The organism is Streptomyces sp. NPDC006463 (assembly GCF_042870715.1).
In the GTDB taxonomy this organism is placed as follows: Bacteria; Actinomycetota; Actinomycetes; order Streptomycetales; family Streptomycetaceae; genus Streptomyces.
This window is the reverse complement of record NZ_JBIAHP010000004.1, coordinates 130,547-152,570: the sequence shown is the minus strand read 5'-3', so window position 1 is coordinate 152,570 and position 22,024 is coordinate 130,547. Positions and strand designations below refer to the sequence as shown.

Genomic DNA, 22,024 nt, shown 5'->3' with positions numbered 1-22,024 from the left:
ACGCCCCTGCCGCCGGCGGCGGCGGCCGGAAAGGCTGTGACCAGTCCTGATTGCAAAGCCGTGACGAAGGAGCGAGCATGCCGACGTACCTCACCCCGGGCGTGTACGTGGAGGAGGTGCAGTCCGGTGCTCGCCCGATCGAAGGGGTCGGCACCGCCGTCGCCGCGTTCGTCGGGTTCGCCCAGAGCGGGCCCTTCCACGAACCGACGCTGGTCACCAGCTGGGACCAGTACTCCCAGCACTTCGGCGGCTTCACCGAGGGCACCTACCTGCCCCACGCCGTCTACGGGTACTTCGCCAACGGCGGCGGCGCCGCGTACGTCGTCCGCATCGGCGGGTCCGACCGCAGCGACGCCTCCGCCGCACCGGCCGCCGCGGGAGCGGTCCCCCAGCCCCGCGCGGCGGAGCCCGTCGAACTCGGCGGCTTCCTGATCACGGCGCGGCCGGGCGTCACCGGCGTGTCCGTGGAGATCGCCGACGCGGACGGGGAGAACCCGCCCGAGGACCGCTTCAAGCTCCTGGTCCGCCAGGGCGAGCAGGTCGCCGAGACCTTCGAGGTCTCCGCCCGCAAGAACGTCAAGGGCTACCTCGTCACCCAGGCGCGCGCCTCGAAGCTGATCGAGGTCACCGAGCAGCGGGCCGCCGCCCAGACCCGGCCCGCCGGCCAGACCGTGGCCCTGCCCGACGCCCCGACCGCCGTGCCCGCCGCGACCGGCAACGGCACCGTGTCCCGGCTCGACCCGGCCGAGTACGTCGGCGACGCGGGCGCCCGCACCGGCTTCGCCGGCCTGGAGACCATCGACGAGATCACCATGGTCGCGGTCCCGGACCTGATGAGCGCCTACCAGCGCGGCGACATCGACGCCGAAGGCGTGCGCACCGTGCAGCTCGCGGTGATCTCCCACTGCGAGCAGATGGGCGACCGGGTGGCCGTCCTGGACACCCCGCCCGGGCTCTCCGCGCAGCAGGTGCGCACCTGGCGCAACGACGAGGCGGGCTACGACTCCCGCTACGCCACCCTCTACTACCCGTGGGTGCGGGTCTTCGACCCGGCCGCCGGGCACAACACGACCGTCCCGCCGAGCGGCCACATCGCCGGTGTGTGGGCGCGCAGCGACGCCGAGCGCGGTGTGCACAAGGCCCCCGCCAACGAGGTGATCCGCGGCGCGGTGGACCTGGAACTGCGCCTGAGCAAGGGCGAGCAGGACCTGCTCAACCCGATCGGCGTGAACTGCGTACGGGCCTTCCCCGGCCGGGGCATCCGCATCTGGGGCGCGCGCACCCTCTCCTCGGATCCGGCCTGGCGCTACCTGAACGTGCGCCGCCTCTTCAACTACCTGGAGGAGTCCATCCTCCTGGGCACCCAGTGGGTGGTCTTCGAGCCCAACGACGACCGGCTGTGGTCGAGCATCCGGCGCAACGTCACCGCGTTCCTGACCGAGGAGTGGCGCCGTGGCGCACTGTTCGGCCGCACGGCGGCGGAGGCGTTCTACGTCAAGTGCGACCGGGACAACAACCCGCAGGAGTCGATCGACCAGGGCCGCGTGGTGTGCGAGATCGGTGTGTCGCCCGTCAAGCCCGCCGAGTTCGTGGTGTTCCGGCTGGCCCAGTTCTCCGACAGCACCAGCCTCATCGACGAGTGACCCTCCGGGGCAGCAGCAAGGAAAGGTGAAGGACAGTCATGGCAGAGGGCGATGCTCTTTCCACCCATATCTTCGGCGTACAGCTCGGCGGCTACCTGGTCGAATCGATCCAGGAGATCAGCGGCCTGACCGTCGAGGAAGAGGTCGTCGAGGTCCGCCAGGTCAGCGCGGAGGGCAAGCAGATCATCCGCAAGCAGCCCGGCGCACGCCAGGCGGGCGAGGTCACGATCACCCGGGGACTCGACAAGAGCAGCGAGTTCACCAAGTGGATCAAGGAGACCCTGAACAACGGCGCCGTCGACACCGCGCGACAGAACCTCACCATCGAGATCAAGGACTCCACCGGATCGACCGTCCGCCGCATCCAGCTGATGCAGGGCTGGGCCTCCAAGTGGGAGGGCCCCTCCCTCAAGGCCGGCGAGTCCGCCGCGGCCACCGAGTCCGTGACCATCGTGTTCGAGGAGATCATCGTCGAATGAGGCGCCGTACCGTGACTGCGGGCAGCCTGGAGGAGATCCTCCAGGTCACGGCGCCCACCCAAGCCCCGGAGCAGGCGGCGGCGCCCCCGGCCGCCGCCGCTCCGGCCCGTCGCGAGGACCACGGGCTGCGCACGGAGTTCGAGTTCGAGCTGCCGCGCGGGTACGTGGACGAGGCGGGCACGGTGCACCGGCAGGGCGCGATGCGCCTGGCCACCGCCCGCGACGAGCTGCGCCCCCAGATCGACCTTCGGGTCAAGGAGAACCCGGCGTACCTGAGCGTGGTGCTGCTGAGCCAGGTGATCACCCGGCTCGGCACCATCACCGACGTGCACGCCGGGGTCGTCGAGCGGATGTACGCGACCGACGTCGCGTTCCTCCAGGACTTCTACCGGCGCGTCAACAGCGAGGGCCACACCCGCGCGGCGGTCACCTGCCCGCACTGCGACGGCGGCTTCGAGGTCGACCTCTCCGGTGGGCGCCTGGGGGAATCGTGACGTACGCGCTCCCCCGGCTCCGGGAGGAGATCGCGTACATCGCCTACCACTTCCACTGGCGGCGCGACGAGATCCTCGACCTGACCCACGGCGAGCGCCAGGACTGGGTCACCGAGATAGCTCGTATCAACACCCGTGTGAACGAAGGCGGTTGAACAGATGGCATGGCGGGACAGGCTGCGTCGGCGTGCCGCTGTGCCGAACAGCGCGGCCGCGCCGGCGGTGGCGGACCAGGGCACGGCTGCGGCACGGGACGTCGCCGTGCCCGGCGACTGGGACGGCGGCTGGCGCATGACCTCGCCGCCCGGACTGACCGTGTCGCGCGCGCCGATGGGCGTCAGTGACGGGCTCGCCTTCCGCTCCGGCCTGGCCGCGTGGCGCGACCCGTCGTTCGACACGGGACTCGCCCACGCCCTGCTGCCGTCCGCCCCGGCCGGTCTCGTACGCGGGGTCGCCCGCCCCGCTACCGCCCGCCCCACCCACAGCGGCGGCGGCCCCCTGCTCCTGCGGGCACTGCGCACCGAGCCCGGCGCGCAGGAGCCGGCCGGGCAGGCGGAGCCGGTGCGGCCGTCGGCTCCGGGAGCGTCGTCGCAGCGGCGCGACATCCCGCAGGTCTCACGCCGCACGCGACCCGGCGCCCCGCCGTCGGGAACCGGCCCGGCGCGCTCCGGCACGGCCCCGTCCACGCCGGACCACGGCAGGCCGGGTCCGGTCGTCTCACGCGGACCCGCCCAGGATGACGCCGGCACAGCGAAGTCGGACACGACGACGCCCGTCCCGGCCGCGGATCCGCAGCCCACGACCGCGTCGGGCACGTCCCGCGGCGCCGACCGCGCACCGGGCCCGGTCGTCTCGCGCGCCTCTGCCAGGGGTGGCGCGGGCACGGCGAAGTCGGGCACGACGACGCCCGTCCCGGCCGCGGATCCGGGGGCGCCGACGTCTTCGGCGAGCTCCGTGACACCGTCCCGCGAACGGCCCCGGGACGGATCCGGATCCGGTACGCGGGGCCTCACGTCCACGCACTCCGCAGCCGTGCTCGGGGCGTCCGCGCCCGCCGTGCAGCGGGCCGCCGTCTCCCCTGGCGAGCCCGGCCGTACGGCGACCCCGCCTGCGCAGTTCCCGATCGTCCGCCGCATCGCGGTGGTCCCCGGGACCTCCGCCGAAGCCGTGTCCGGCCCGCCCGTCCAGCGCACCACGGCACGTCCCTCCGGGTCCGGCGCACCCGCCGCCGTACGGACGCCCGCGGGCGACCGGCCCGGTCGTCCGGGCGAGGGGGCGCCCGCCCCGGCGGCCCCCGCCGTGGTCCGGCCGCGCCCCGTCGGGCGTGCGCTCACCACCGCCCGGGTCGCTGCCACGCCCCGGCGTCGCGTGTCCGCCGTGCGGCTCTCCGCCGCGCCGCACACCGCTCCCGTCATGCCTGCGGCCGGCCCGGACACGCCCGTGCAGCATGCGCAGACCCGCGCCCCGCTCGGCATCCCGCTCCCCGAACTCCCGTCCACGGCAGGACCGTCGAGCCCCCCTGCGGCGACCCCGGCACCGGCCATGCCCACGGTGCAGCGCCAGACCGAAGCCTCGGGGACCGGCCCGGCCGCCTCGGGGGCCCCGGTACAGCGGGAGGGCACCCACGCGCCCCTCATCGAGCTGCCGATCCCAGCCCCACCGTCGAGCCCCACCCCCGCCATGCCGACTGTGCGGCGCCAGGCAGAAGCCTCGGCCGTCGGCCCGGCACCGAAGGCACCGGCCCAGCAGGTCGCCGCCACCCCGGCCATGCCCGCAGGCGGCCCCCCGGAGACGCCCGTACAGCGGACGCGCACCCGCGCACCCCTCGGCGCGCCCCTCGCCGAGCTCCCGCCCACGGCCACACCGTCGGACCCCACCACGGCGGCGACGCCGACTCCGGCCATGCCCACCGTGCAGCGCCAGGCGGAACCAGCGGCGAGCGGCCCGGCAGCGGAGACGCCCGTACAGCGGATGCGCACCCGCGCACCCCTCGGCGCACCCCTCGCCGAGCTCCCGCCCACGGCCACACCGTCGGACCCCACCACGGCGGCGACGCCGACTCCGGCCATGCCCACCCTGCAGCGCCAGGCAGAAGCCCCGGCCGTCGGCCCGGCACCGAAGACACCGGCCCAGCAGGTCGCCGCCACCCCGGCCATGCCCGCGGGCGGCCCGGCAGCGGAGACGCCCGTACAGCGGATGCGCACCCGCGCACCCCTCGGCGCACCCCTCGCCGAGCTCCCGCCCACGGCCACACCATCGGACCCCACCACGGCGGCGACGCCGACTCCGGCCATGCCCACCGTGCAGCGCCAGGCAGAGCCCGCGGCGAGCGGCCCGGCGCCGGCCGCGCCGCGCGTGCGCAGTGGTCTCGGGGCGCCCCTGCCGTCGATGCCGGCGAGTGCCGCCGTACCCGCGTCCGCCGCCTCCTCCGGGTCCCGGGTCCACGCGCCCCTGCTGGGCGCGGGCGTGGGTGACGCGCAGCCCCGTACCGGCGGACCGGCCGGGGCTCGTCCGCCCGTCCAGCGGGCCACCGCCGCCCCGCAGCGTTCCGGCCCGGTCCCGCTCGTCGCCGCCCGCGCCGTCGGGGGGACGGCCGCGCCGGACGCGACCGCACCCCGGGCCCTCCAGCTCTTGGCGGCTCGGCCCCTGTCCCTCGGCACCCTTGACGTGGCGGGCATGGGGGCGGCGCCGGCCGCCGCCCCCCGCCCCCGCCCGGCAGGCCGCCCCGTGGTCCCGGCCCGCTGGTCCGCCCCGTCCACCGCCGCACCGCAGCAGACGCAGCAGACGCAGCAGATCCAGCGAGCCGCCGACGGGAGGCGCGCCCCGGCCCCCGTACCCCCGCGCCCCGCACATCCCGTGCGCCCGGCGCCCGCGTCGCCCGCGGCCCGTGCCACGGCGGCTCCCCTGCCCGTGACCGGCCCGTACACACCGCCGCTCGTGGTCCAGCCGGCCCCCGCCGCCTCGGCCGCCGGACCGGTACCCGTCGTACGGCCCAGGACGTCGGCCCCCGCCGGCGCCCCGGGAACGCCCGTCCCCCCGCCACCTCCGGCCAGCGGCCCGCCTCCGGTGCAGCGCGACACGGGCGGCGGCCGGACCAGCCCGGGCCGGACCACCTCCACCTCCACCTCCACCGCCGCCTCCGCCTCCGCCTCCGCCTCCAGCCGGAGCAACCCCGCTCGGACCTCCCCCGGCGACGCGCTCCCGCACGGCGGCGACCTCGACATGGACGACCTGGCACGGCGTCTGCTCGATCCGGTCGCCCGCCTCCTGCGCACCGAGCTGCGGCGCGGCCGGGAACGCGCGGGCAGGCCCTTCGACGGCCGCCGCTGAGAACACGTACGAACGAGAAACGGACGACGGACCGATGACGGACAACATCTTCGCGACCAGCGTGTTCTTCCGGCTGGCGATCGGCGGCAACGACCTGGGCGCCTTCCACACCTGCTCGGGCATGGGCGCCGAGGTCGAGATGGAGAGCTACGCCGAGGGCGGCAACAACGGCTTCACCTGGCAGCTGCCCGGGCGCGTGACCTGGTCGAACATCACCCTCACCCGGCCCGTCACCGCCGACACGGCGAAGATCGGCCGCTGGCTGGACGAGACGCTGCGGCGGGTCGAACCGAAGGACGGCGAGATCGTGGCACTGCGGCCCGACCTGAGCCGGATCATCAGCTGGCAGGTGTTCGGGATCGTCCCGGTGCGCTGGCAGGGGCCGTCCTTCGACCCCGCCAACTCCGCGGCGGCGGTGGAAACCCTGGAGATCGCCCACGCGGGCCTGCTGCCCTCCTGACCTCCCGTCCCCCTGCTCCTCCTCGTCCTCGCCGCTCCGGAAGGAAGTCCACGGCATGGCCTCTTCGGCACGCGCCAGCCGCGCCAGGGCCCAGCTCACCCTCAAAGAGCCCCCGGCCTCGGTCGGGGCCAAGCCCGGCGGGACGGTCGCCCGGCTCGACCTCCAGTTCAACCCCTCGACGCTGCAGCTGGGCAAGACCACCGAGTGGCGGCGGTCCCCGTCCCGGATGGCGGGTCAGTCGGCGCTGCCCGAGTTCGTGGGAAGCGGCCCGCGCACCCTGAGCCTGGAGGTGTTCCTGGACGCCACCGCCACCCACGACAACTCGGTGGAGCAGGCCGTGGAGAAGCTGATGAAGGCGTGCGTGCCGACCCCGGCCAGCCTCGGCCGCAAGAAGCCGGCGAGCCCGTGGGTGCGTTTCGAGTGGGGCAGCGCGCGGACCACGTCGTTCGACGGGGTCCTGTCGAGCCTGTCGGTGTCGTACACGCTCTTCGACGTGGACGGCAGGCCGCTGCGGGCCACCTGCTCGCTGTCCATCGAGGAGGCGAGCGTCGACCCGCCCGGCCAGAACCCGACCTCCGGCTCACGCACCGCCCGCAGCACGCACACCGTGGTGGCGGGCGACAGTCTGGCCATGCTGGCCTGGCGCGAATACGGCGACGCGACGGCCTGGCGGGTCATCGCGGAGGCCAACGGCATAGACGACCCGATGGCACTCGTCCCCGGCACCGAGATCGTGGTGCCGGGCACGCGGGACCAGCACGGCGAGGAGGAGCAGCGGTGAGCGGATCCGAACCCGGAGGCCGGTCGTTCGCGGCCGACCCGATAGTCGAGGCCCCCGGCGAACTGCCGCAGATCTGGGCGGCGCAACTGGTGAGCTGCGTGGTGGACGAGAACGTGGGCCTGCCCGACACGGCGGTGCTCACCTACCGCGACCCCGACCACGAGTTCCTGCGCGCCACCGGCATCACCATCGGCACCCCGCTGCGGGTGTCGGTGGCGACCGTGAAGGGGCAGGCGCGGGAGCGGTTGTTCAACGGCGAGGTCACGGCCCTGGAGATCGACCGTGACCGCACCGGCTCGTTCACCGTCGTACGTGCCTACTCCAAGGCGCACCGCCTCCAGCGCGGCCGCAAGGTCGTGGCGTACCGGAACATGACGGCCGCCGCCATCGTCCGCAAGGTGGCGGCCGGAGCCGGACTCGCCGTCGGGAAGGTGGAGGCCGCGCCGGTCACGTACAAGCAGCTGTCCCAGGCGAACGTCTCCGACTGGGACTTCCTGCAGTTCCTCGCCGGCGAGAGCGGCGCGCAGGTGCGCGTCGACGACAAGGGGCTGCTCCAGTTCACCCGGCCCGTGAAGGCGTCGGGGGCGCCCGCCCCGTCGACGTCGGCGGTGCGCGACCCGATGGTCCTGGAGTACGGGCGGAACCTCCTCGCCCTGCGGGCCGCGCTGTCGGCCGCCGACGGCGCCTCGAAGGTGCAGGTGCGCGGCTGGGACGTGACCACGAAGCGGCCGCTGGTCGCCGAGCATCCGGCCGTGGTCAGCGACACGGTGGTGCCGGGCCTCGGCCCCCAGACCGCCGCCCGGTTCGGGGCGACGGCCGTGTCCGTCACGGACACCCCCTACCGTACGCAGGCCGAGACGACGGCGGTCGCGAAGGCGGCGGCCGCCCAGATCAGCGCCGGCTTCGGCGAGTTGGAGGCGGTGGCCGAAGGGAACCCGCTGCTGCGGGCCGGCAAGCCGGTGGCACTCGGCAACGTCGGACAGGCGTTCTCCGGCCGGTACACGGCGACGGCCGTGCAGCACGTCCTGGAGCCGCACGGGGGCTTCCGCACGACCGTGTGGGTCAGCGCCAGCCCGGACCGCTCCCTGACCGGCCTGGTGACCGGCGCCAACGCGCCGGGGCGCGGGCCGCGCATCCCCGGCCTGGCGATCGGCGTGGTGACGGACGTGCGCGAGCCGAACGGCTCCCAACGCGGCGCGGTGCGGCTGAAGTTCCCCTGGCTGGACGACACCTACGTCACGGACTGGGTGCGCACCGTCCAGTGGGGCGGCAAGGGCGGCGGCGGGGTGGTGAGCCCCGAGGTCAACGACGAGGTGCTGGTCGGGTTCGAGCAGGGCCTGCTCGACAGTCCGTACGTCATCGGCGGGCTCTACAACGGCGTGGACCAGCCCTCACCGCACGACGTGCCGCTGATCGACAAGACCAGCGGCAAGGTCAACCGCCGCTCGGTGGTGTCGCGTTCGGGACACCGCGTGGAACTGCTGGACGCGGCGGCGCCGGGCCCCTCCGGGCTGCGGCTGGTGACCGGGGACGAGCGGCTCGAAGTACGCATGGACGACCGGCGGGACCGGATCGAGCTCACCGTGTACGCGGGCCGGGGCCGTCCGCTGACCTCGGTCCTCCTGGACAAGAACGGCATCACGCTGGACGCCCGGCAGGGCACCGTGAAGGTGTCCGGCCGCCAGGTGGACATCGACGGCACCGCCGGGGTCAGCATCGGCGGCCGGTCGGTCCGGGTGAACGGCACCGCGGACGTCACCGTCGACGGCGGCCTGCTCGCCGTCCTCAAGGCCCGGCTCATCCGGATCAACTGAAGCCCCCACGCCCCCTCCGTCCCCGTACCCATGCCCCTTGCACCACGACCGCCTTCCCCGAGGAGCCCCCGATGCCAGCCGCAGCCCGTACCGGCGACCCCACCAACCACGGTGGCCGGCTCGCCACGCCGCCGCCCGGGGCCGCCGCGGCGGTCGCGACGGTGCTGATCGGCGGGCAGCCCGCCGCCGTCGTGGGCAGCCTGCACGTCTGCGTGGTCCCGCCGCACGCGGCCATGGGACCGGCCAACGTGATCATGCCCAACCCGGCCGCCCTCACCGCGGGCGCGGTGCTCATCGGCGGGCTGCCCGCCGCGCGGGCGCGCGACCAGACCGCGTGCGGCGCGATGGTCCTGACCGGCGCCCCGAACGTCCTGATCGGGGGCGTGTGATGAGCGAACGGTTCATCGGGCGCGGCTGGGCCTTCCCCCTGCGGGTCGGACCGACCGGCGGGATCGCCATGGTCGAACGGGAGCGCGAGCTGGAGGAGGCCATCCGCCTGGTGCTGGGCACCGCGCCCGGCGAACGGCCGATGCGGCCCGAGTTCGGCTGCGGCATCCACGAGTACGTCTTCGCCCCCGGCGACGGCGACACCGCCGGCCGGGTCGCCCAGCAGGTGCGCGAGGCACTGGAACGGTGGGAGCCCAGGATCGCGGTCGACGAGGTCGTCGTGGCCTTCGACGCCGTCGAGGCGGGCACCCTCTACATCGATGTGCACTACACGGTGCGCACCACCAACGACCGGCGCAACCTGGTCTTCCCCTTCTACACGATCCCCTCCGAGGAGGGGGCCGAGGAAATGGTCGCGGACTGATGGCCCTGCCCTCCCCCAACCTGGACGACCGACGGTTCCAGCAACTCGTCGACGAGGCGAAGCGGTACGTGCAGCAGCGCGCCCCGGAGTGGACCGACCACAACGTCTCCGACCCGGGCGTCACCCTCATCGAGACGTTCGCCTACCTCGTGGACCAGCTGCTGTACCGGCTGAACCGGGTCCCGGACAAGAACTACCTGGCGTTCCTGGACCTGTTGGGCATCCAGCTGTACCCGCCCTCGGCCGCCACCGCCGACGTCGACTTCTGGCTGTCCGCCCCGCAGCCCGACACGGTGACGCTGCCCGCGGGCACCGAGGTGACGACCGCGGCCGGCGAGACCGAGGAGGCCGTGGTCTTCGCCACGACCGGCGATCTGCGGATCGTGCCCAGCGAGTTGACGCGGCTGGTCGCCGCGCCCCGCACCGGTGAGCCGGCCGACCGGACCGGTGCACTCGCCGAGGGCCGCGACATACCGTGCTTCCAGGCGACGCCCGAACCCGGCGACGCCCTGCTCTTCGGCCTGCCCACGGCGGTGCCGCGCTGCGTGGTCGCGGTGCGCCTGGACAGCCGCGTCGAGGGCGTCGGTGTCGACCCGCGCCAGCCCCCGCTGGTGTGGGAGGCATGGGACGGCGGCCGGTGGCAGCGCTGCGCGACCGACTCCGACAGCACCGGCGGCCTGAACCGGCCCGGCGAGATCATCGTGTACGTACCGGCCGGGCACACCGCGTCGGTGATCAGCGGGACCCGCGCGGGCTGGCTGCGCTGCCGGGTCACCGAGCCCGAGCCCGGCCAGCCGTTCTACTCGGAGTCCCCGACCGTGCGCGAGGCCGCCGTCTTCACCGTCGGCGGCACCATGACCGTGGAGCACGCCGAGCGGGTGGCCGACGTACCGCTCGGCACGTCGGACGGCGTGGCGGGGCAGACCTTCCGGCTCGGCCGTCCGCCCGTGCTGCTCGACGGGGAGCCCCCGGTGGTGGAGGTGTCCTCCCCCGAGGGCTGGCAGCGCTGGGACGTGGTGGGGCACTTCGGCCGCTCGGGGCCCGACGACCGGCACGTACGCGTCGACGCCACCACCGGCGAGTTCTCCTTCCCGCCGGTGCTGCGCGAGGCCGACGGCTCCCTGCGCCCCTGCGGCGCCGTACCGGCCAAGGGCTCCCAGGTCCGCGTGGCCCGCTACCGCACCGGGGGCGGCCCGGCGGGCAACGTCTCGCGCGGCGCGATCTCCGTACTGCGAAGCTCCGTCCCGTACGTCGCCCGGGTCACCAACCGGGAGGCGGCGCGCGGCGGTGTCGCCGGGGAGACGATCGACAACGCCAAGCTGCGGGCCCCGGAGGCGCTGCGCATGCAGGAGCGCGCGGTGACCGCCGAGGACTACGAGATCATCGCCCGCCAGGCGGCGCCCTCGGTGCGCCGGGTCCGCTGCCTGCCGGCCACGGACGGCGCGGGCGGCGAGGGTGGCGCGGGCGCGGTGCGGGTCCTGGTGGTGCCGGACGCCGTCGCCGACGAGGGCGACCGGCTCCGCTTCGAGCAGCTGATCCCCTCCGACCAGGTACTCACCGCGATCACGACGACCCTAGACGAACGGCGCCTGATCGGCACGCGCCTCGTTGTGGAGCCGCCCGTCTACCAGGGCGTCACCGTGGTCGCCCGGCTGTCGGCACCCGCCGGGGACGCCGACCGGGTGCGCGAGGCGGCGCTCGCCGCGCTGTTCCGCCACCTCAATCCGCTGCACGGCGGCCCCGACGGCACCGGCTGGCCGTTCGGGCGGCCCGTGCAGTACGGCGAGGTGTTCGGTGTACTGCAACGCGCCATCGGGGACGTCCTGGTGGAGGAGATCCGGATGTTCGCCGCCGACCCGATCACGGGGCGGCGCGGTGCCCCGGTCGACCGCATCGACATCGGCGCGGGCACGCTGGTCTTCTCCTACCAGCACCAGGTGGTCGTGACGACGCCGGAGCCGCAGGTGCGCGGATGAGCCGGGCTGCCGTCCCCGGCCTGCCCAGCAGGCACCCGATCGGCGAGCAGCTGCCCGCGCTGTACGCCGACGACGACTTCGCCCAGCGGTTCACGGCGGGGCTGGACACGGTCCTGGCTCCGGTGTTCGCGACCCTCGACAACCTGCCCTCCTACCTCGACCCCCGGCTGGCTCCGGCCGACTTCGTGTCCTGGCTGGCCTCCTGGGTGGGCGGTATCGACGACCCGCGGTGGCCGGTCGAGCTGCGGCGCGAGGCGGTGGCACGCGCGGTTGAACTGCACCGATGGCGCGGCACCAGGCGCGGCCTGATCGAGGCCCTGCGCCTGGTGCTGGGCGTGTCCGCCGAGGTCAGCGGGGACGGCGGAGCCACCTGGTCCCGTACGGCCGGTGCCGAGCTGCCCCCTCCCCCGGCGGGCGAAGTTCTCGTACGGGTGTGGCCGCGCGGCACGGGAGAGGCGTACGAGGTGGACGCGGACCGGGTCCGCTCGCTCGTCCGCACCCTGTGCCCGGTTCATACGGTCTGCCGGGTGGAGGTCCTGTCCGGGCCGCCCGCGGGTGAAGGGAGTTGACGGCATTGCGTGCGTGTCCCGTGTGTGGTGCGTCCAACGGCGTGACGGACGATTTCTGCGGCAACTGCGGTGCCTACCTGGGCTGGTCGGACTCCACCCCCACGCGGGGTGCGGCGGGGACGACGCCGGACGCCCCGGCCCGCCCTGCGAGTCCGGGGGACGGCGTCGGCGCCGGTGCCGGTGCCCCGGAGCATGCGGTTCCCGAACGGGTGGACTCCCGGCCGCCCGCCGCCGCGGAGCCCGGCCCGCCCGCCCCCTCGGCGGCGGAGCCGGCCCCGTCCGCGCCCGTCGGCGCGCAGTCCGCCCCTTCCGCCCCTTCCGCGCCCTCGGGGGCAGCTCCTGCGGAAGGCGGGGAGGACCGGACCGCCCGCAGGGCGCGCGGCCCCGAGAGCGGGCCGCAAACGCCGCCCGCGCCCTCGTCCGCCTCCACTTCCGCCCCCGCTTCCGCTTCAGGCCCCGGAACGGCGCCCGCCGTCCGGCCACCCGCCGCCCCCGAGGCCGTCGCGCCGCAGGCATCGGCGTCCCCGCAGCCCGTGCGGCCCGCGAAGGCCGTCACGCCGCGCCCGGTCGTGCGTCCCCCCGTGGTGGGCGACGACGTGGCGGGGGTGCCGTGTCCCGCCTGCGGCACGCCCAACCCGTCGGACCGCCGCTTCTGCCGCCGCTGCGCGGCGCCGCTGACGCCCTCCGCCGCACCGGCTCCCCTGCCGTGGTGGCGGACGATCTGGCCGCTTCGCCGCCGCACGCGGGCGGGCTCGGGCCGGATGGTGCGCTTCCTGGTGATCCTGGCCGTGGTGCTGGCCCTGTGCGCGGCCGGCTTCCTGATGCTGCCTGCCGGACGCCACCTGATCGAGGACACCCGGGACAAGCTCGGCAAGGCCAAGGCGGTGACCCCGGCCCGCGTCGAGGCGAGCGCCGAGCTGCCCGGGCACCCGGTGAGCCACAGCACGGACGGGCTCACCAACCGCTACTGGGGCGTGCCCGGCCCCGGCGCCTCGGCGACGTACACCTTCGCCAAGCCGTTCCGCCTGGTCGACGTGATCATCACCAACGGCGCCTCGTCATCACCCGAGGAGTACGCGAACCAGGGTCGGGCACTCCAGATCGACATGGAAGTGACGGCACGGGACGGCCGCAAGGTCCGCAAGCAGCTCACCCTGAGCGACAAACCCGGTCCACAGACGTTCCCCACCGGCATCAGCGACGCCACGGCGATCCGCCTGACCCTCGACGCACCCGCCGGTTCGGCCCCGGACCGCCATCTCGCCCTGGCGGAGGTGGAGTTCTTCCAGCGGAGCTGACCGCCCGGCGGGGCACGCGCGAAGAGGGCCGGGCGTGGCCGTACGGGCGTTGTGCGTGGCGCGGACGCCACACCAGCACAGGGCTTCGACCTGGAGCTGTTCGAGGCGGTCCGCCCGCTCGATCGATCTGGGCGGGCGTCAGGAACTGCGCCTCGTCCACGATCACGTAGTACGCCTTGCCGCCGCCGCGAGGGCCGAATGCGGCTCCCACTCGGGACCCCGGGGCTTTTAGCCCATCGATTCCGCTAACCGATTTCGGGAACCACAGCAGGAGCTCATCGGGGCCGCCGTTCCGCCTTGTAGGTGCCATCGCCACGGAGTCGCTGCCCCACTCCACGCACCTCCGCTTTTGCATGGCGACCGCATTCCGCTGGTCCAGTCTGCGCCCCGTCCATCAGTGCCCCCGAGGCCTCCATCACAGTTGATTCACAACTGCAAGGACGCATTCCACTCACCCGGGCGCACATGGCGTCGGCGCGGCCGCGACCGAAGAGCCAGACGAACAGCCGACCAGGCGGATTGGGGCGCCGCGCCCACCCCGTGACCCCGCAGCATTCAGAGGATCGCACGAGGAATATGCGGCTCCACCGCCAGCCCTTTGTATGCAAAAGCAATATAAGAAAGCCCGCCGCCAAGGCAAGATCGTTCACGAGCTAGCTCATAGCCGCTCTGGAACTGCCGGGATCACAATCACCGATACCGCTGGTTCAATCTGAGCGGTTTCCTGGAATATCGAATAAAGGAGAGCGTCATGGCCGAGAACATCGAGGGCACGGAAATCACCGCCGTCAACTGGGACGAGCTCGAGCGCGACTGGACCGAAGCCTCGGACAGCGCGGTCGTCATCTGTAACAGCCGCTGACATTCCGTTCAAGGCCCACCCCGGACCAGGATTGACCCGGCCCCGGGTGGGCCTCGGGAAGAAGCAGTGGCCGCCCACCTCAATCGTTCACGGCCCGTTCGGCGGGGCGCCACGATGTCGCGACCCATGGTCGTCGAGGTGTGCGGGCCATTCTTCCAGCGAGTTGCATGACTCCACTCGAAAAGGGGCGATCCAGCCCCGGGCACGGAGTTGCGTTCCATGCCCAGAGTGCACCTGTTGCTGCCGGCCTGCACAGGCCGGCAGCAACAGGTGACAACCCATAGCGGCACACTACCGCCGGTGTGCCGGTCTCGTACATCGCGGATCGGGATTCTCGGCATTCGCAGATCGATCCCCGAGGCATACGAGCACCCTGATCCGTCCTCCTATTTGGCGTGATGACGATGCTTCTGACCACAGACCACCCACCCCGTATCAGCGAGATTCTGAACGGTGCGGAAACCGACAAAGTCATCTATGCGGGAACGCATCGCGTGCGAACGCTCTCCGAGACGGTGGAGCTGGCTTGGGAAGCACGTGCGCTCGTTGGCGTCTCCCGCGTCGCGGACGTCACCGGCCTGGACACTCTGGGCATTCCGGTGTTCAACACGCTGCGCCCGCGGGCCGCTGGCGGAAACCTCACAGTGACCTGCGGCAAGGGGATAACCCGGCCGGCTGCTCTTGCGTCAGCCCTCATGGAAGCCGTCGAAAGCCACTGTGGCGAGCAGCACGGTCGCAGCGGCCCCGTCCGTTCCCTCCATGAGTTGTCACTGACCGGGAAAGTGCTGCATCCTCGCGCGCTCCTCCTGGACAGGGAAACCTCGTGGACCGAGGAGATGCCCATCGAGTGGTGGCCGTACCGCAACTTCGCCACCGACGAGATGGTCATGCTCCCGGCGGCGACCGCCTTCACGCCGTACGCGTCACCCCACCCCCGCCTTACCGCCTCCATATCCGACGGCCTGGCCGCGGGGAACAGCCTCGCCGAGGCAACGCTGCACGCCCTGTACGAGCTGGTCGAGCGGGATTGCACAGCCTTCGGTGAAGTGCTCAAGATGGGGCATCGAGTACCCCTCGACAGCCTTCCTCCGGCGCACAGCGAACTGGTGGAGCGGTTCCACGGCAACGGAATCGCCGTGCGGGTGTTCTCCTTCTCCAACGACATCGGCATCCCGGTCTTCTACGTGACGATCGACGACCGGCAGGCGGATGATCCCCTGCTCTTCAACGGCGGGGCCGGTTGTCATCTGTCACCGGACGTGGCGTTGTACCGGGCGCTCACGGAGGCCGCCCAGTCGCGGCTGAGCATCATCTCCGGGGGACGCGAGGACATCGCCCGGCATGTGGCCCGCCGCGAAGAGGGCTACGAATTGGCGCGGGAACGAGCGGACGAATGGGCGCGCGGCTGGCCCGTCCGGTCCTTCGCCGACCACTCGGACCTCAGTACCGGCAGCCTCGCCGAGGATCTGAACGTGCTCCGCACGCACCTGTCCCGCGCGGGGCTGGACAGGATCTACGTCACCGACCTGACCCTCCCTGGCATTCCGTTCTCGGTGGTACGGGTCGTCGTCCCGGGTCTGGAGTTCTTCCACCAGGAACCCGGACGGCTCGGTCCCCGACTCCATGCCGCGATGAAGAAGCGCACGCATGCCGGGCAAGCCACAACAAGGAACTAAAGCTTCTCTCCCATGGATCCATACAAGATTGCTGTCTTCGCCGGCCCCAGTCTGGTCGGCTCGCCCTTTCTGGAGCTCATCGCCGGGGTGTTGCGCCCTCCCCTGCGCGCGGGAGACCTCCCCGTCGTGGCACAAGAGCTCGAACCCGGGGCCGAGCTGCTCATCATCGACGGGGAGTTCGGCCAGTCGCAGGCCGTCACCCTGACCGAGATCCGTGAAGTCGCCGAGGCTGGTTTCCGGATCTACGGCTCGTCCAGCATGGGGGCCCTGCGCGCCGTGGAGTGCGCTCCCGTGGGGATGGTCGGGATCGGCCGGATCTGGGCCGACTATGCCGCAGGGCGCCTGGTGGCCGACGACGAGGTCGCTCTCACCTATGACGCCGAAACCTACGCGCCGTTCACCGTGCCGTTGGTCAGCGTCCGGCGGCTCACGGAGCTGTTGGCCGGCTTCGGTGCTTCCCCCGAGGCGTGCTCCCGGTTCCTGGCGGAAGCACGCGCGGTCCATTTCAGGGAGCGTTCCTTCTCCCTGCTGAAGCGGATCGCGGAAACCGTGTTGCCTCGGGCCTCCGCGGAAGCGGCGCACCGCTTGCTACAAGCCCCCGCGCGAAGACTGTGGGATGCGAAGCTCGCGGATGCCGAAGCCGCGCTCTCCATGGTGCTGTCGGGAAAGGTCCCCCAGCCCCGTACGGACATGGTGCCGACGCCTTCCGAGTACGCGGCGCTCCTGGCGCCTGCCGAAGAAGCGGGCGGCGCAACGGTGGGGGATGCCGCATGAAGGCCGCCGCTTCCACTGCTCCTGCCTCCTTGGCGTCTCCCGGGCTCGGCGCCTCCTTCCACCGCCTGCTCACGGCAGCGGTGTCGACGCGTTTCGCGGACGCGAGCAGGACCACGGCGTTCGCGCTGCTGGCGGCTTCCTTGTCCACCGACCCTCGGGTCATATCTGCCGTGACGGCGGCCGCCTTCCTGCCGTGGCTCCTCTTCGGGCTGCCTGTCGGGGTGCTCGTGGACCGTTACGACAAGCGCCGCGCCTTCTTCGCCGCCGACTTCACTCGTTGCCTGATCGCCATCGGACTCACCGTCGCCGTGCTCACGGGGCACATCACCGTCGTGGCGGTGCTGGTGTGCGCGTTCGCGCTGACTACCTTGCAGACCGTCTCCGACAGCTGCTTCCACAGCCTGCTGCCGGCCGTGGTGAGCAAGGAGTCGCTGGGACAGGCCAACGCCAGGCTGAACATGGCACAGTCCGGGCTTGGGCAATTCGCGGGGGCGCCTGCGGGGAGCGCACTGTACACGTGGCATCCGTACGTGCCGTTCCTGGGAAACGTACTGTGCTTCCTGACCGCTGCCGCTGCGGTCCGTGGACTGCCCAAGACCCTTCCGCCCAGCGAGGCCGAGACGGTCTGCGAGCCTGCTCCGGAGGGACAGTCACCGAAGGCATCCTCTCTGCTGGGCGACCTCAAGACGGGTCTGCACTGGATCGCATCGACTCCGCTCATTCGCGCCCTGGCTTCCACCGTGGGCATGATGAACCTCGCGGCCGGGCTCTACCTGGGCATCCTGCCCTTGTACGCCCTGCACACCCTGCACATGCCGGCCGCCACCTACGGTCTGCTGTCCGGTCTGACGGCTGCCGCAATGCTCGGCGGCAACTTCGCCGCGGGAAAGCTGATATCAGCCGTCCGTCCGGCCGTAATCTGCCGCTGGGCGGTCCTCATCCAGATCGTCGGCTTCGTCGGCTTGGCCACGGCCCCTTCCTACGAGGCGGCTCTCCCCTGGGTGGTTCTGGACGGGTTCACTGCCGGACTGTGGAACGTCCCCGGGATGACACTCCTGATGGAGCATGCCCCGGCAGAAATCCGGGGTCGCGTCATGTCCGCCTACAACACCTTGGCCGTGAGCGCGGTGCCATTGGGAACCGTCCTCGCCGGCCTCCTCGCCCACTGGTCCGGCAACCGCACACCCATCGTCGCCGGAACCGTGTGCCTGGTGTTCGCCGCGGGACTGTTCATCTGGACTTTGCGTCGTGCGGACGACAGCACGGCCGACGCCGAAGAAAACTCGCCTTTGGTGGAGTCGTGACCTGAGGAGATCCGATTTCCGTGGGGAGAGCGGCAAGTCCGCGGCCGAGGTGGCCCGGGATCTGAAGATCAACGACACCAGGGGGCGCCCTCGGCGGCCCAACGAGACAGCTCCACGGTTTCAGGATTGCTCCATGGCAACAAGACCGGCCACTTACATGGCCGTCTTACTGCTTTTTTCAACACAAGGACCTAGGAGATGACGCTCGTGTCTGATTCAGAGATCGCGGTTGACATCGGCGCCAAAGACGGGGAGAGCCGTCCGGTGACGCTCATATTCCCTCCGCTCATCGAATCCAATTTCGGTAGCTTCTTCCCGTCCACAGCGGTGCTTGCCGCCTTCCTCGGGGAGAACGGCATCGGCTGCTCCCAGGAGGACCTCAATGAGGAGTTCGCCCTCTTCCTGCTGCAGGACGAACTTCTGGACCGGCTCGGCAGGGGACAGGTGGACGGGGTCCCGGAGGACTCCCTCGTCGCCGCTGCCGCGCGGTGGGCCGCGAAGAACCGCGATCGCCTGATCGATGCGCAAGGGCGCCACTGCTTCGGTACGGATCGCTACGGCGCCGACAGCAAGTCCGCCTATGCGATGGAGCTGATCGCTCGCCCGTTCAGCCTGGATCCGGGTCCGGAAGTGCTGCGTGCCGTGAGGACGGGCGGGCATCCACGGGATGCTTTCGAGAAGTTCTACGCGGACTCGAGGATCACCGAGCGGATTTCTGCGGGAACCTCGCTGATCGGCATATCCGTGCCCATGGGGCCGCAGCTGGAGCCTTCCCTCATGCTGGCTGCCCTGTTGAAGAAGAGCCATCCCGAAACCCCGATCGTGCTGGGCGGTCCGACGTTCAGCTTGATGGAACCGGATGACCTGTCGATGCTGCTCCGGCACCATCCCGCGATCGACTGTGTGGTGCGTTTCGACGGTGAGCACCCACTGCTGACCCTCGCCCAGCGCGCTGTTGGCGGCAGTTTCTCGCCCGCCGGGATTCCCGGCGTCTCGTACAAGGAAGGAGACGAAGTAGTCCACGCGGCTCCGGCGCCGGGACCGAACATCAACAAGCTGCCTGTTCCCGCGTATCCCACGGATGCGCTCGACCGGCTGGCGGATCCGGCTCTGGCCATCACCCAAGCCCGTGGCTGCTACTGGGGGAAGTGCGACTACTGCGACTTCATCGAGCTGTATGACGGCAGCCCCCCGTTCCGCGGACGGCAGCCGAACAATTTCGTGGACGAGATCCAGGAATTGGTGGAGAAGTTTGGCGTAAAGCGGTTCAAGTTCATCACGGAATCCATCCCGCCGGCCTTCGCCCGGCGGATGAGCCAGGCGATCATCGACCGCGGCTTGAACATCAGATGGAACTCCTTCGCAATGGTCGATCGGCGTTTCGACAAGGAAGTTCTCGGGCTGATGGTGGAGTCCGGGTGCGATTTCCTGATCATTGGCATGGAGACCACGAGCACACGAGTGCTCAAACTGGTCAACAAGTCGGCCGACAGGGAGGAAAACCTGCGCTTCTTGCAGGACGCCCGTGACGTCGGCATGAAGCTGAGGATCAACCTCATACCGAACCTTCCGTCGACGACCTTCCAAGAAGCCATCGACACCCTTGATGACATCAAGGGCCTGGTGGACTGCATCGAGACCCTTACCGTCTTCCCCTTCGAGGCCACCCGCTCCTCGAATGTGGGGCGCAACCCCGAACGTTTCGGTCTGGTGAGCACGGCCCCCACCGAGGTGAGCGCCCAGGCGCAGTACGCCCTGAACCACTTCCACAGCGTCGATCCGGCGATGACTCCGGAGGAACTTGCCGAAGCCGTCCGGTTGTACAGGGCGTTCGCCGACGAAGTGTCCCGTCGGCAGATCATCGACGTCAGCGGTCCCGATGTGGCGGGGTCTCTTCGCATACCCGTCGAAGACATCGACTTCCTCGACAGGGAAGGGCACGTGGTGGGCACCCACATCGGGAACCGGGAGCGCGTCAGGATCCCGGCGAAGGCTGCCGAGTTCCTCGAGCCTTACCTCACCGGAGAGTCGTTCACCATGACGGATCTGCAGAGCAAGGTGGGCGAGAGAGGGGCGACGGCTCTTGTCCGGAACCTCTTGAAGGCCCACATGCTGGTGTCCGCGAAGGGTGCGCCCCATGGCAACTGAAATCGGGGCGAGGGTCTTCCGCTCCCGGCGCGCCGTTCTCCCCGAGGGCGAGCGCCCGGCGGACGTGGTCGTCGTCGACGGCCGCATCACCGAGGTCGCCGAGTACGCGAGCATCACCGGTCATCCCGTCGAGGACCTGGGCGACCTGGCCCTGCTACCCGGCGCGGTCGACACCCACGTGCACATCAACGAGCCCGGCCGCACCGAGTGGGAGGGCTTCCACACCGCCACCCGCGCCGCGGCCGCCGGCGGGGTCACCACACTGATCGACATGCCGCTGAACTCCATCCCGCCCACCACCACGGTCGAGCACCTGGAGGTCAAGCGGCAGGCCGCCCTGGGCAGCGTCTTCGTGGACGTCGGCTTCTGGGGCGGTGCGATTCCCGGCAACACCGGCGACCTGGAGCCCCTGCACAACGCGGGCGTCTTCGGCTTCAAGTCCTACCTGTCCCCCTCCGGCGTGGACGAGTTCCCGCACCTGGGAACCCGCGAGCAGCTGCGCGAGGCCCTGGCCGAGCAGGCCCGCATCGGGGCCCGCGCGATCATCCACGCGGAGGACCCGCAGATCCTGGACGCCGCCCCGAGCGTCCCGGGCCGCGACTACGACGACTACCTCGCATCCCGCCCGGGCGCGTCCGAGGTCGCCGCGGTCGAGCAACTGCTTGAAATGGCCAAGGAGACCGGCGCCAAGGTGCACGTCCTGCACGTCTCCTGCGCCGACGTCATGCCGGTGATCGCCAAGGCCAAGGCGGAGGGCGTCGACGTCACTGCCGAGACCTGCCCGCATTACCTGACGCTGGCGGCCGAGGAGATCCCGGCCGGGAACACTGCCTTCAAGTGCTGCCCGCCGATCCGCGAGGAGTCCAACCGGGACCGCTTGTGGGAAGCACTCGCGAACGGCGAGTTCGTCGGCATCGTCACCGACCACTCCCCCAGCACCCTCGGCCTCAAGCTGCTCGACACCGGTGACTTCGCCTCCGCCTGGGGCGGGATCGCCTCCCTGCAGCTGGGCCTGTCCGCGATCTGGACCGAGGCCGCACGGCGCGGGCACTCGCTGTCCGACGTGGTCCGCTGGATGTCCACGGGCACCGCGGCCTTCGCCGGTCTTGACCGCAAGGGCGCCATCGCCGTCGGAAAGGACGCCGACCTCGTAGCGTTCGCCCCGGAGGCCACCCAGCACATCGAGGCCGGGCGCCTCCTCCACAAGAACCCCGTCACCCCCTACTCGGGCCGCACCCTGACCGGCGTAGTACAGGCCACCTGGCTGCGCGGCGAAAAGGTCGATGTGGACGGCGCCCCCAAGGGTCGGCTGCTGAAAGCAGCGCCCTCCTCGACCACGGACCGCGGGAGGAACCCCACGCCCCCTCGATCCGCCACCAAATACTTGACCTGCGGATGGGGGATGGAGATCTCCCAGTGGTCTCCGGCTCCCCCGTGCCACTGACCAGTCCGGCCCCGGTCCTTCGTGACGGACCGCCGGTTTGTCCGGCGAGCCGTTTCGACGTTGTGGACCGGTCGCGGGTCGGCCGGCGGCCCGGCTGTCGCGCCGGGTGGGCGCCGGGTTCCACGGCTCCGGCCGCCCACCGTGCGGGCGTTGTGGGTGTC

General features: G+C 71.7%; 18 protein-coding genes and 1 pseudogene. 18 read left to right on the top strand and 1 reads right to left on the bottom strand.

Annotated elements, in window-relative coordinates; all coding sequences use genetic code 11:
* Positions 1 to 77 precede the first annotated feature (77 nt).
* From ACFYOB_RS09860 to ACFYOB_RS09800, 13 genes are all read left to right on the top strand, one after another.
* Complete coding sequence (locus tag ACFYOB_RS09860) at positions 78 to 1,643, top strand: phage tail sheath family protein (RefSeq protein WP_388557122.1); 1,566 nt, start codon at positions 78 to 80, stop codon at positions 1,641 to 1,643.
* A 38-nt stretch (positions 1,644 to 1,681) separates the two neighbouring features.
* Positions 1,682 to 2,122, top strand: coding sequence for a phage tail protein (locus ACFYOB_RS09855; RefSeq protein ID WP_388557119.1), 441 nt, complete (start codon positions 1,682 to 1,684; stop codon positions 2,120 to 2,122).
* The gene (locus ACFYOB_RS09850) at positions 2,119 to 2,616 is read left to right on the top strand and encodes a hypothetical protein (protein WP_388557117.1); all 498 of its coding nucleotides are present in this window, start codon (positions 2,119 to 2,121) and stop codon (positions 2,614 to 2,616) included. The genes ACFYOB_RS09855 and ACFYOB_RS09850 overlap by 4 nt, the downstream gene beginning before the upstream one ends.
* A complete protein-coding gene (locus ACFYOB_RS09845) occupies positions 2,613 to 2,771 on the top strand; it encodes a DUF6760 family protein (protein ID WP_167344733.1) in 159 nt (52 codons plus the stop codon). Before ACFYOB_RS09850 ends, ACFYOB_RS09845 begins: the two co-directional genes overlap by 4 nt.
* A 40-nt stretch (positions 2,772 to 2,811) precedes the next feature.
* Entirely contained in the window at positions 2,812 to 5,946 is a 3,135-nt protein-coding gene (locus ACFYOB_RS09840) for a hypothetical protein (protein ID WP_388557113.1), read from the top strand.
* A gap of 34 nt (positions 5,947 to 5,980) precedes the next feature.
* Positions 5,981 to 6,406, top strand: coding sequence for a phage tail protein (locus ACFYOB_RS09835; RefSeq protein ID WP_030664136.1), 426 nt, complete (start codon positions 5,981 to 5,983; stop codon positions 6,404 to 6,406).
* Positions 6,407 to 6,461: 55 nt separating this feature from the next.
* On the top strand, positions 6,462 to 7,187 hold the full coding sequence (locus tag ACFYOB_RS09830; protein ID WP_388557108.1) for a LysM peptidoglycan-binding domain-containing protein: 726 nt from the start codon (positions 6,462 to 6,464) through the stop codon (positions 7,185 to 7,187).
* The gene (locus tag ACFYOB_RS09825; RefSeq protein WP_388557105.1) at positions 7,184 to 9,001 is read left to right on the top strand and encodes a VgrG-related protein; all 1,818 of its coding nucleotides are present in this window, start codon (positions 7,184 to 7,186) and stop codon (positions 8,999 to 9,001) included. Before ACFYOB_RS09830 ends, ACFYOB_RS09825 begins: the two co-directional genes overlap by 4 nt.
* 71 nt (positions 9,002 to 9,072) lie before the next feature.
* The gene (locus ACFYOB_RS09820; protein ID WP_388557102.1) at positions 9,073 to 9,390 is read left to right on the top strand and encodes a PAAR domain-containing protein; all 318 of its coding nucleotides are present in this window, start codon (positions 9,073 to 9,075) and stop codon (positions 9,388 to 9,390) included.
* The gene (locus ACFYOB_RS09815; RefSeq protein WP_190184825.1) at positions 9,390 to 9,812 is read left to right on the top strand and encodes a GPW/gp25 family protein; all 423 of its coding nucleotides are present in this window, start codon (positions 9,390 to 9,392) and stop codon (positions 9,810 to 9,812) included. Before ACFYOB_RS09820 ends, ACFYOB_RS09815 begins: the two co-directional genes overlap by 1 nt.
* Positions 9,812 to 11,788: a putative baseplate assembly protein gene (locus tag ACFYOB_RS09810; protein WP_388557098.1), complete on the top strand. Its 1,977-nt coding sequence runs from the start codon at positions 9,812 to 9,814 to the stop codon at positions 11,786 to 11,788. The genes ACFYOB_RS09815 and ACFYOB_RS09810 overlap by 1 nt, the downstream gene beginning before the upstream one ends.
* Positions 11,785 to 12,357 (top strand): phage tail protein, encoded by a 573-nt coding sequence (locus ACFYOB_RS09805; RefSeq protein ID WP_388557095.1) that lies wholly within the window; start codon positions 11,785 to 11,787, stop codon positions 12,355 to 12,357. The genes ACFYOB_RS09810 and ACFYOB_RS09805 overlap by 4 nt, the downstream gene beginning before the upstream one ends.
* A gap of 41 nt (positions 12,358 to 12,398) precedes the next feature.
* A complete protein-coding gene (locus ACFYOB_RS09800; RefSeq protein WP_388557092.1) occupies positions 12,399 to 13,655 on the top strand; it encodes an NADase-type glycan-binding domain-containing protein in 1,257 nt (418 codons plus the stop codon).
* A gap of 39 nt (positions 13,656 to 13,694) precedes the next feature.
* On the opposite strand, the pseudogene ACFYOB_RS09795 reads toward ACFYOB_RS09800, so the two are convergent.
* Positions 13,695 to 13,839 (bottom strand): annotated as a pseudogene (locus tag ACFYOB_RS09795) (thymidine kinase); the annotation flags it as partial.
* Between the two features lie 1,076 nt (positions 13,840 to 14,915).
* Here ACFYOB_RS09795 and ACFYOB_RS09790 point away from each other — a divergent pair.
* The 5 genes from ACFYOB_RS09790 (at position 14,916) to allB (ending at position 21,863) form a co-directional block, all read left to right on the top strand.
* Positions 14,916 to 16,193, top strand: coding sequence for a YcaO-like family protein (locus ACFYOB_RS09790; RefSeq protein ID WP_388557089.1), 1,278 nt, complete (start codon positions 14,916 to 14,918; stop codon positions 16,191 to 16,193).
* A gap of 12 nt (positions 16,194 to 16,205) precedes the next feature.
* Positions 16,206 to 16,967 carry a TfuA-like protein gene (locus tag ACFYOB_RS09785; RefSeq protein WP_388557086.1) on the top strand — a complete coding sequence of 254 codons (762 nt, stop codon included), beginning with the start codon at positions 16,206 to 16,208 and terminating at the stop codon, positions 16,965 to 16,967.
* Entirely contained in the window at positions 16,964 to 18,271 is a 1,308-nt protein-coding gene (locus tag ACFYOB_RS09780; RefSeq protein ID WP_388557083.1) for an MFS transporter, read from the top strand. The genes ACFYOB_RS09785 and ACFYOB_RS09780 overlap by 4 nt, the downstream gene beginning before the upstream one ends.
* 198 nt (positions 18,272 to 18,469) lie before the next feature.
* Positions 18,470 to 20,419, top strand: coding sequence for a B12-binding domain-containing radical SAM protein (locus ACFYOB_RS09775; RefSeq protein WP_388557080.1), 1,950 nt, complete (start codon positions 18,470 to 18,472; stop codon positions 20,417 to 20,419).
* Positions 20,409 to 21,863, top strand: a complete 1,455-nt coding sequence (allB, locus tag ACFYOB_RS09770) for an allantoinase AllB (protein ID WP_388557077.1) — start codon at positions 20,409 to 20,411, stop codon at positions 21,861 to 21,863. The genes ACFYOB_RS09775 and allB overlap by 11 nt, the downstream gene beginning before the upstream one ends.
* The last annotated feature ends 161 nt before the right edge of the window (positions 21,864 to 22,024 follow it).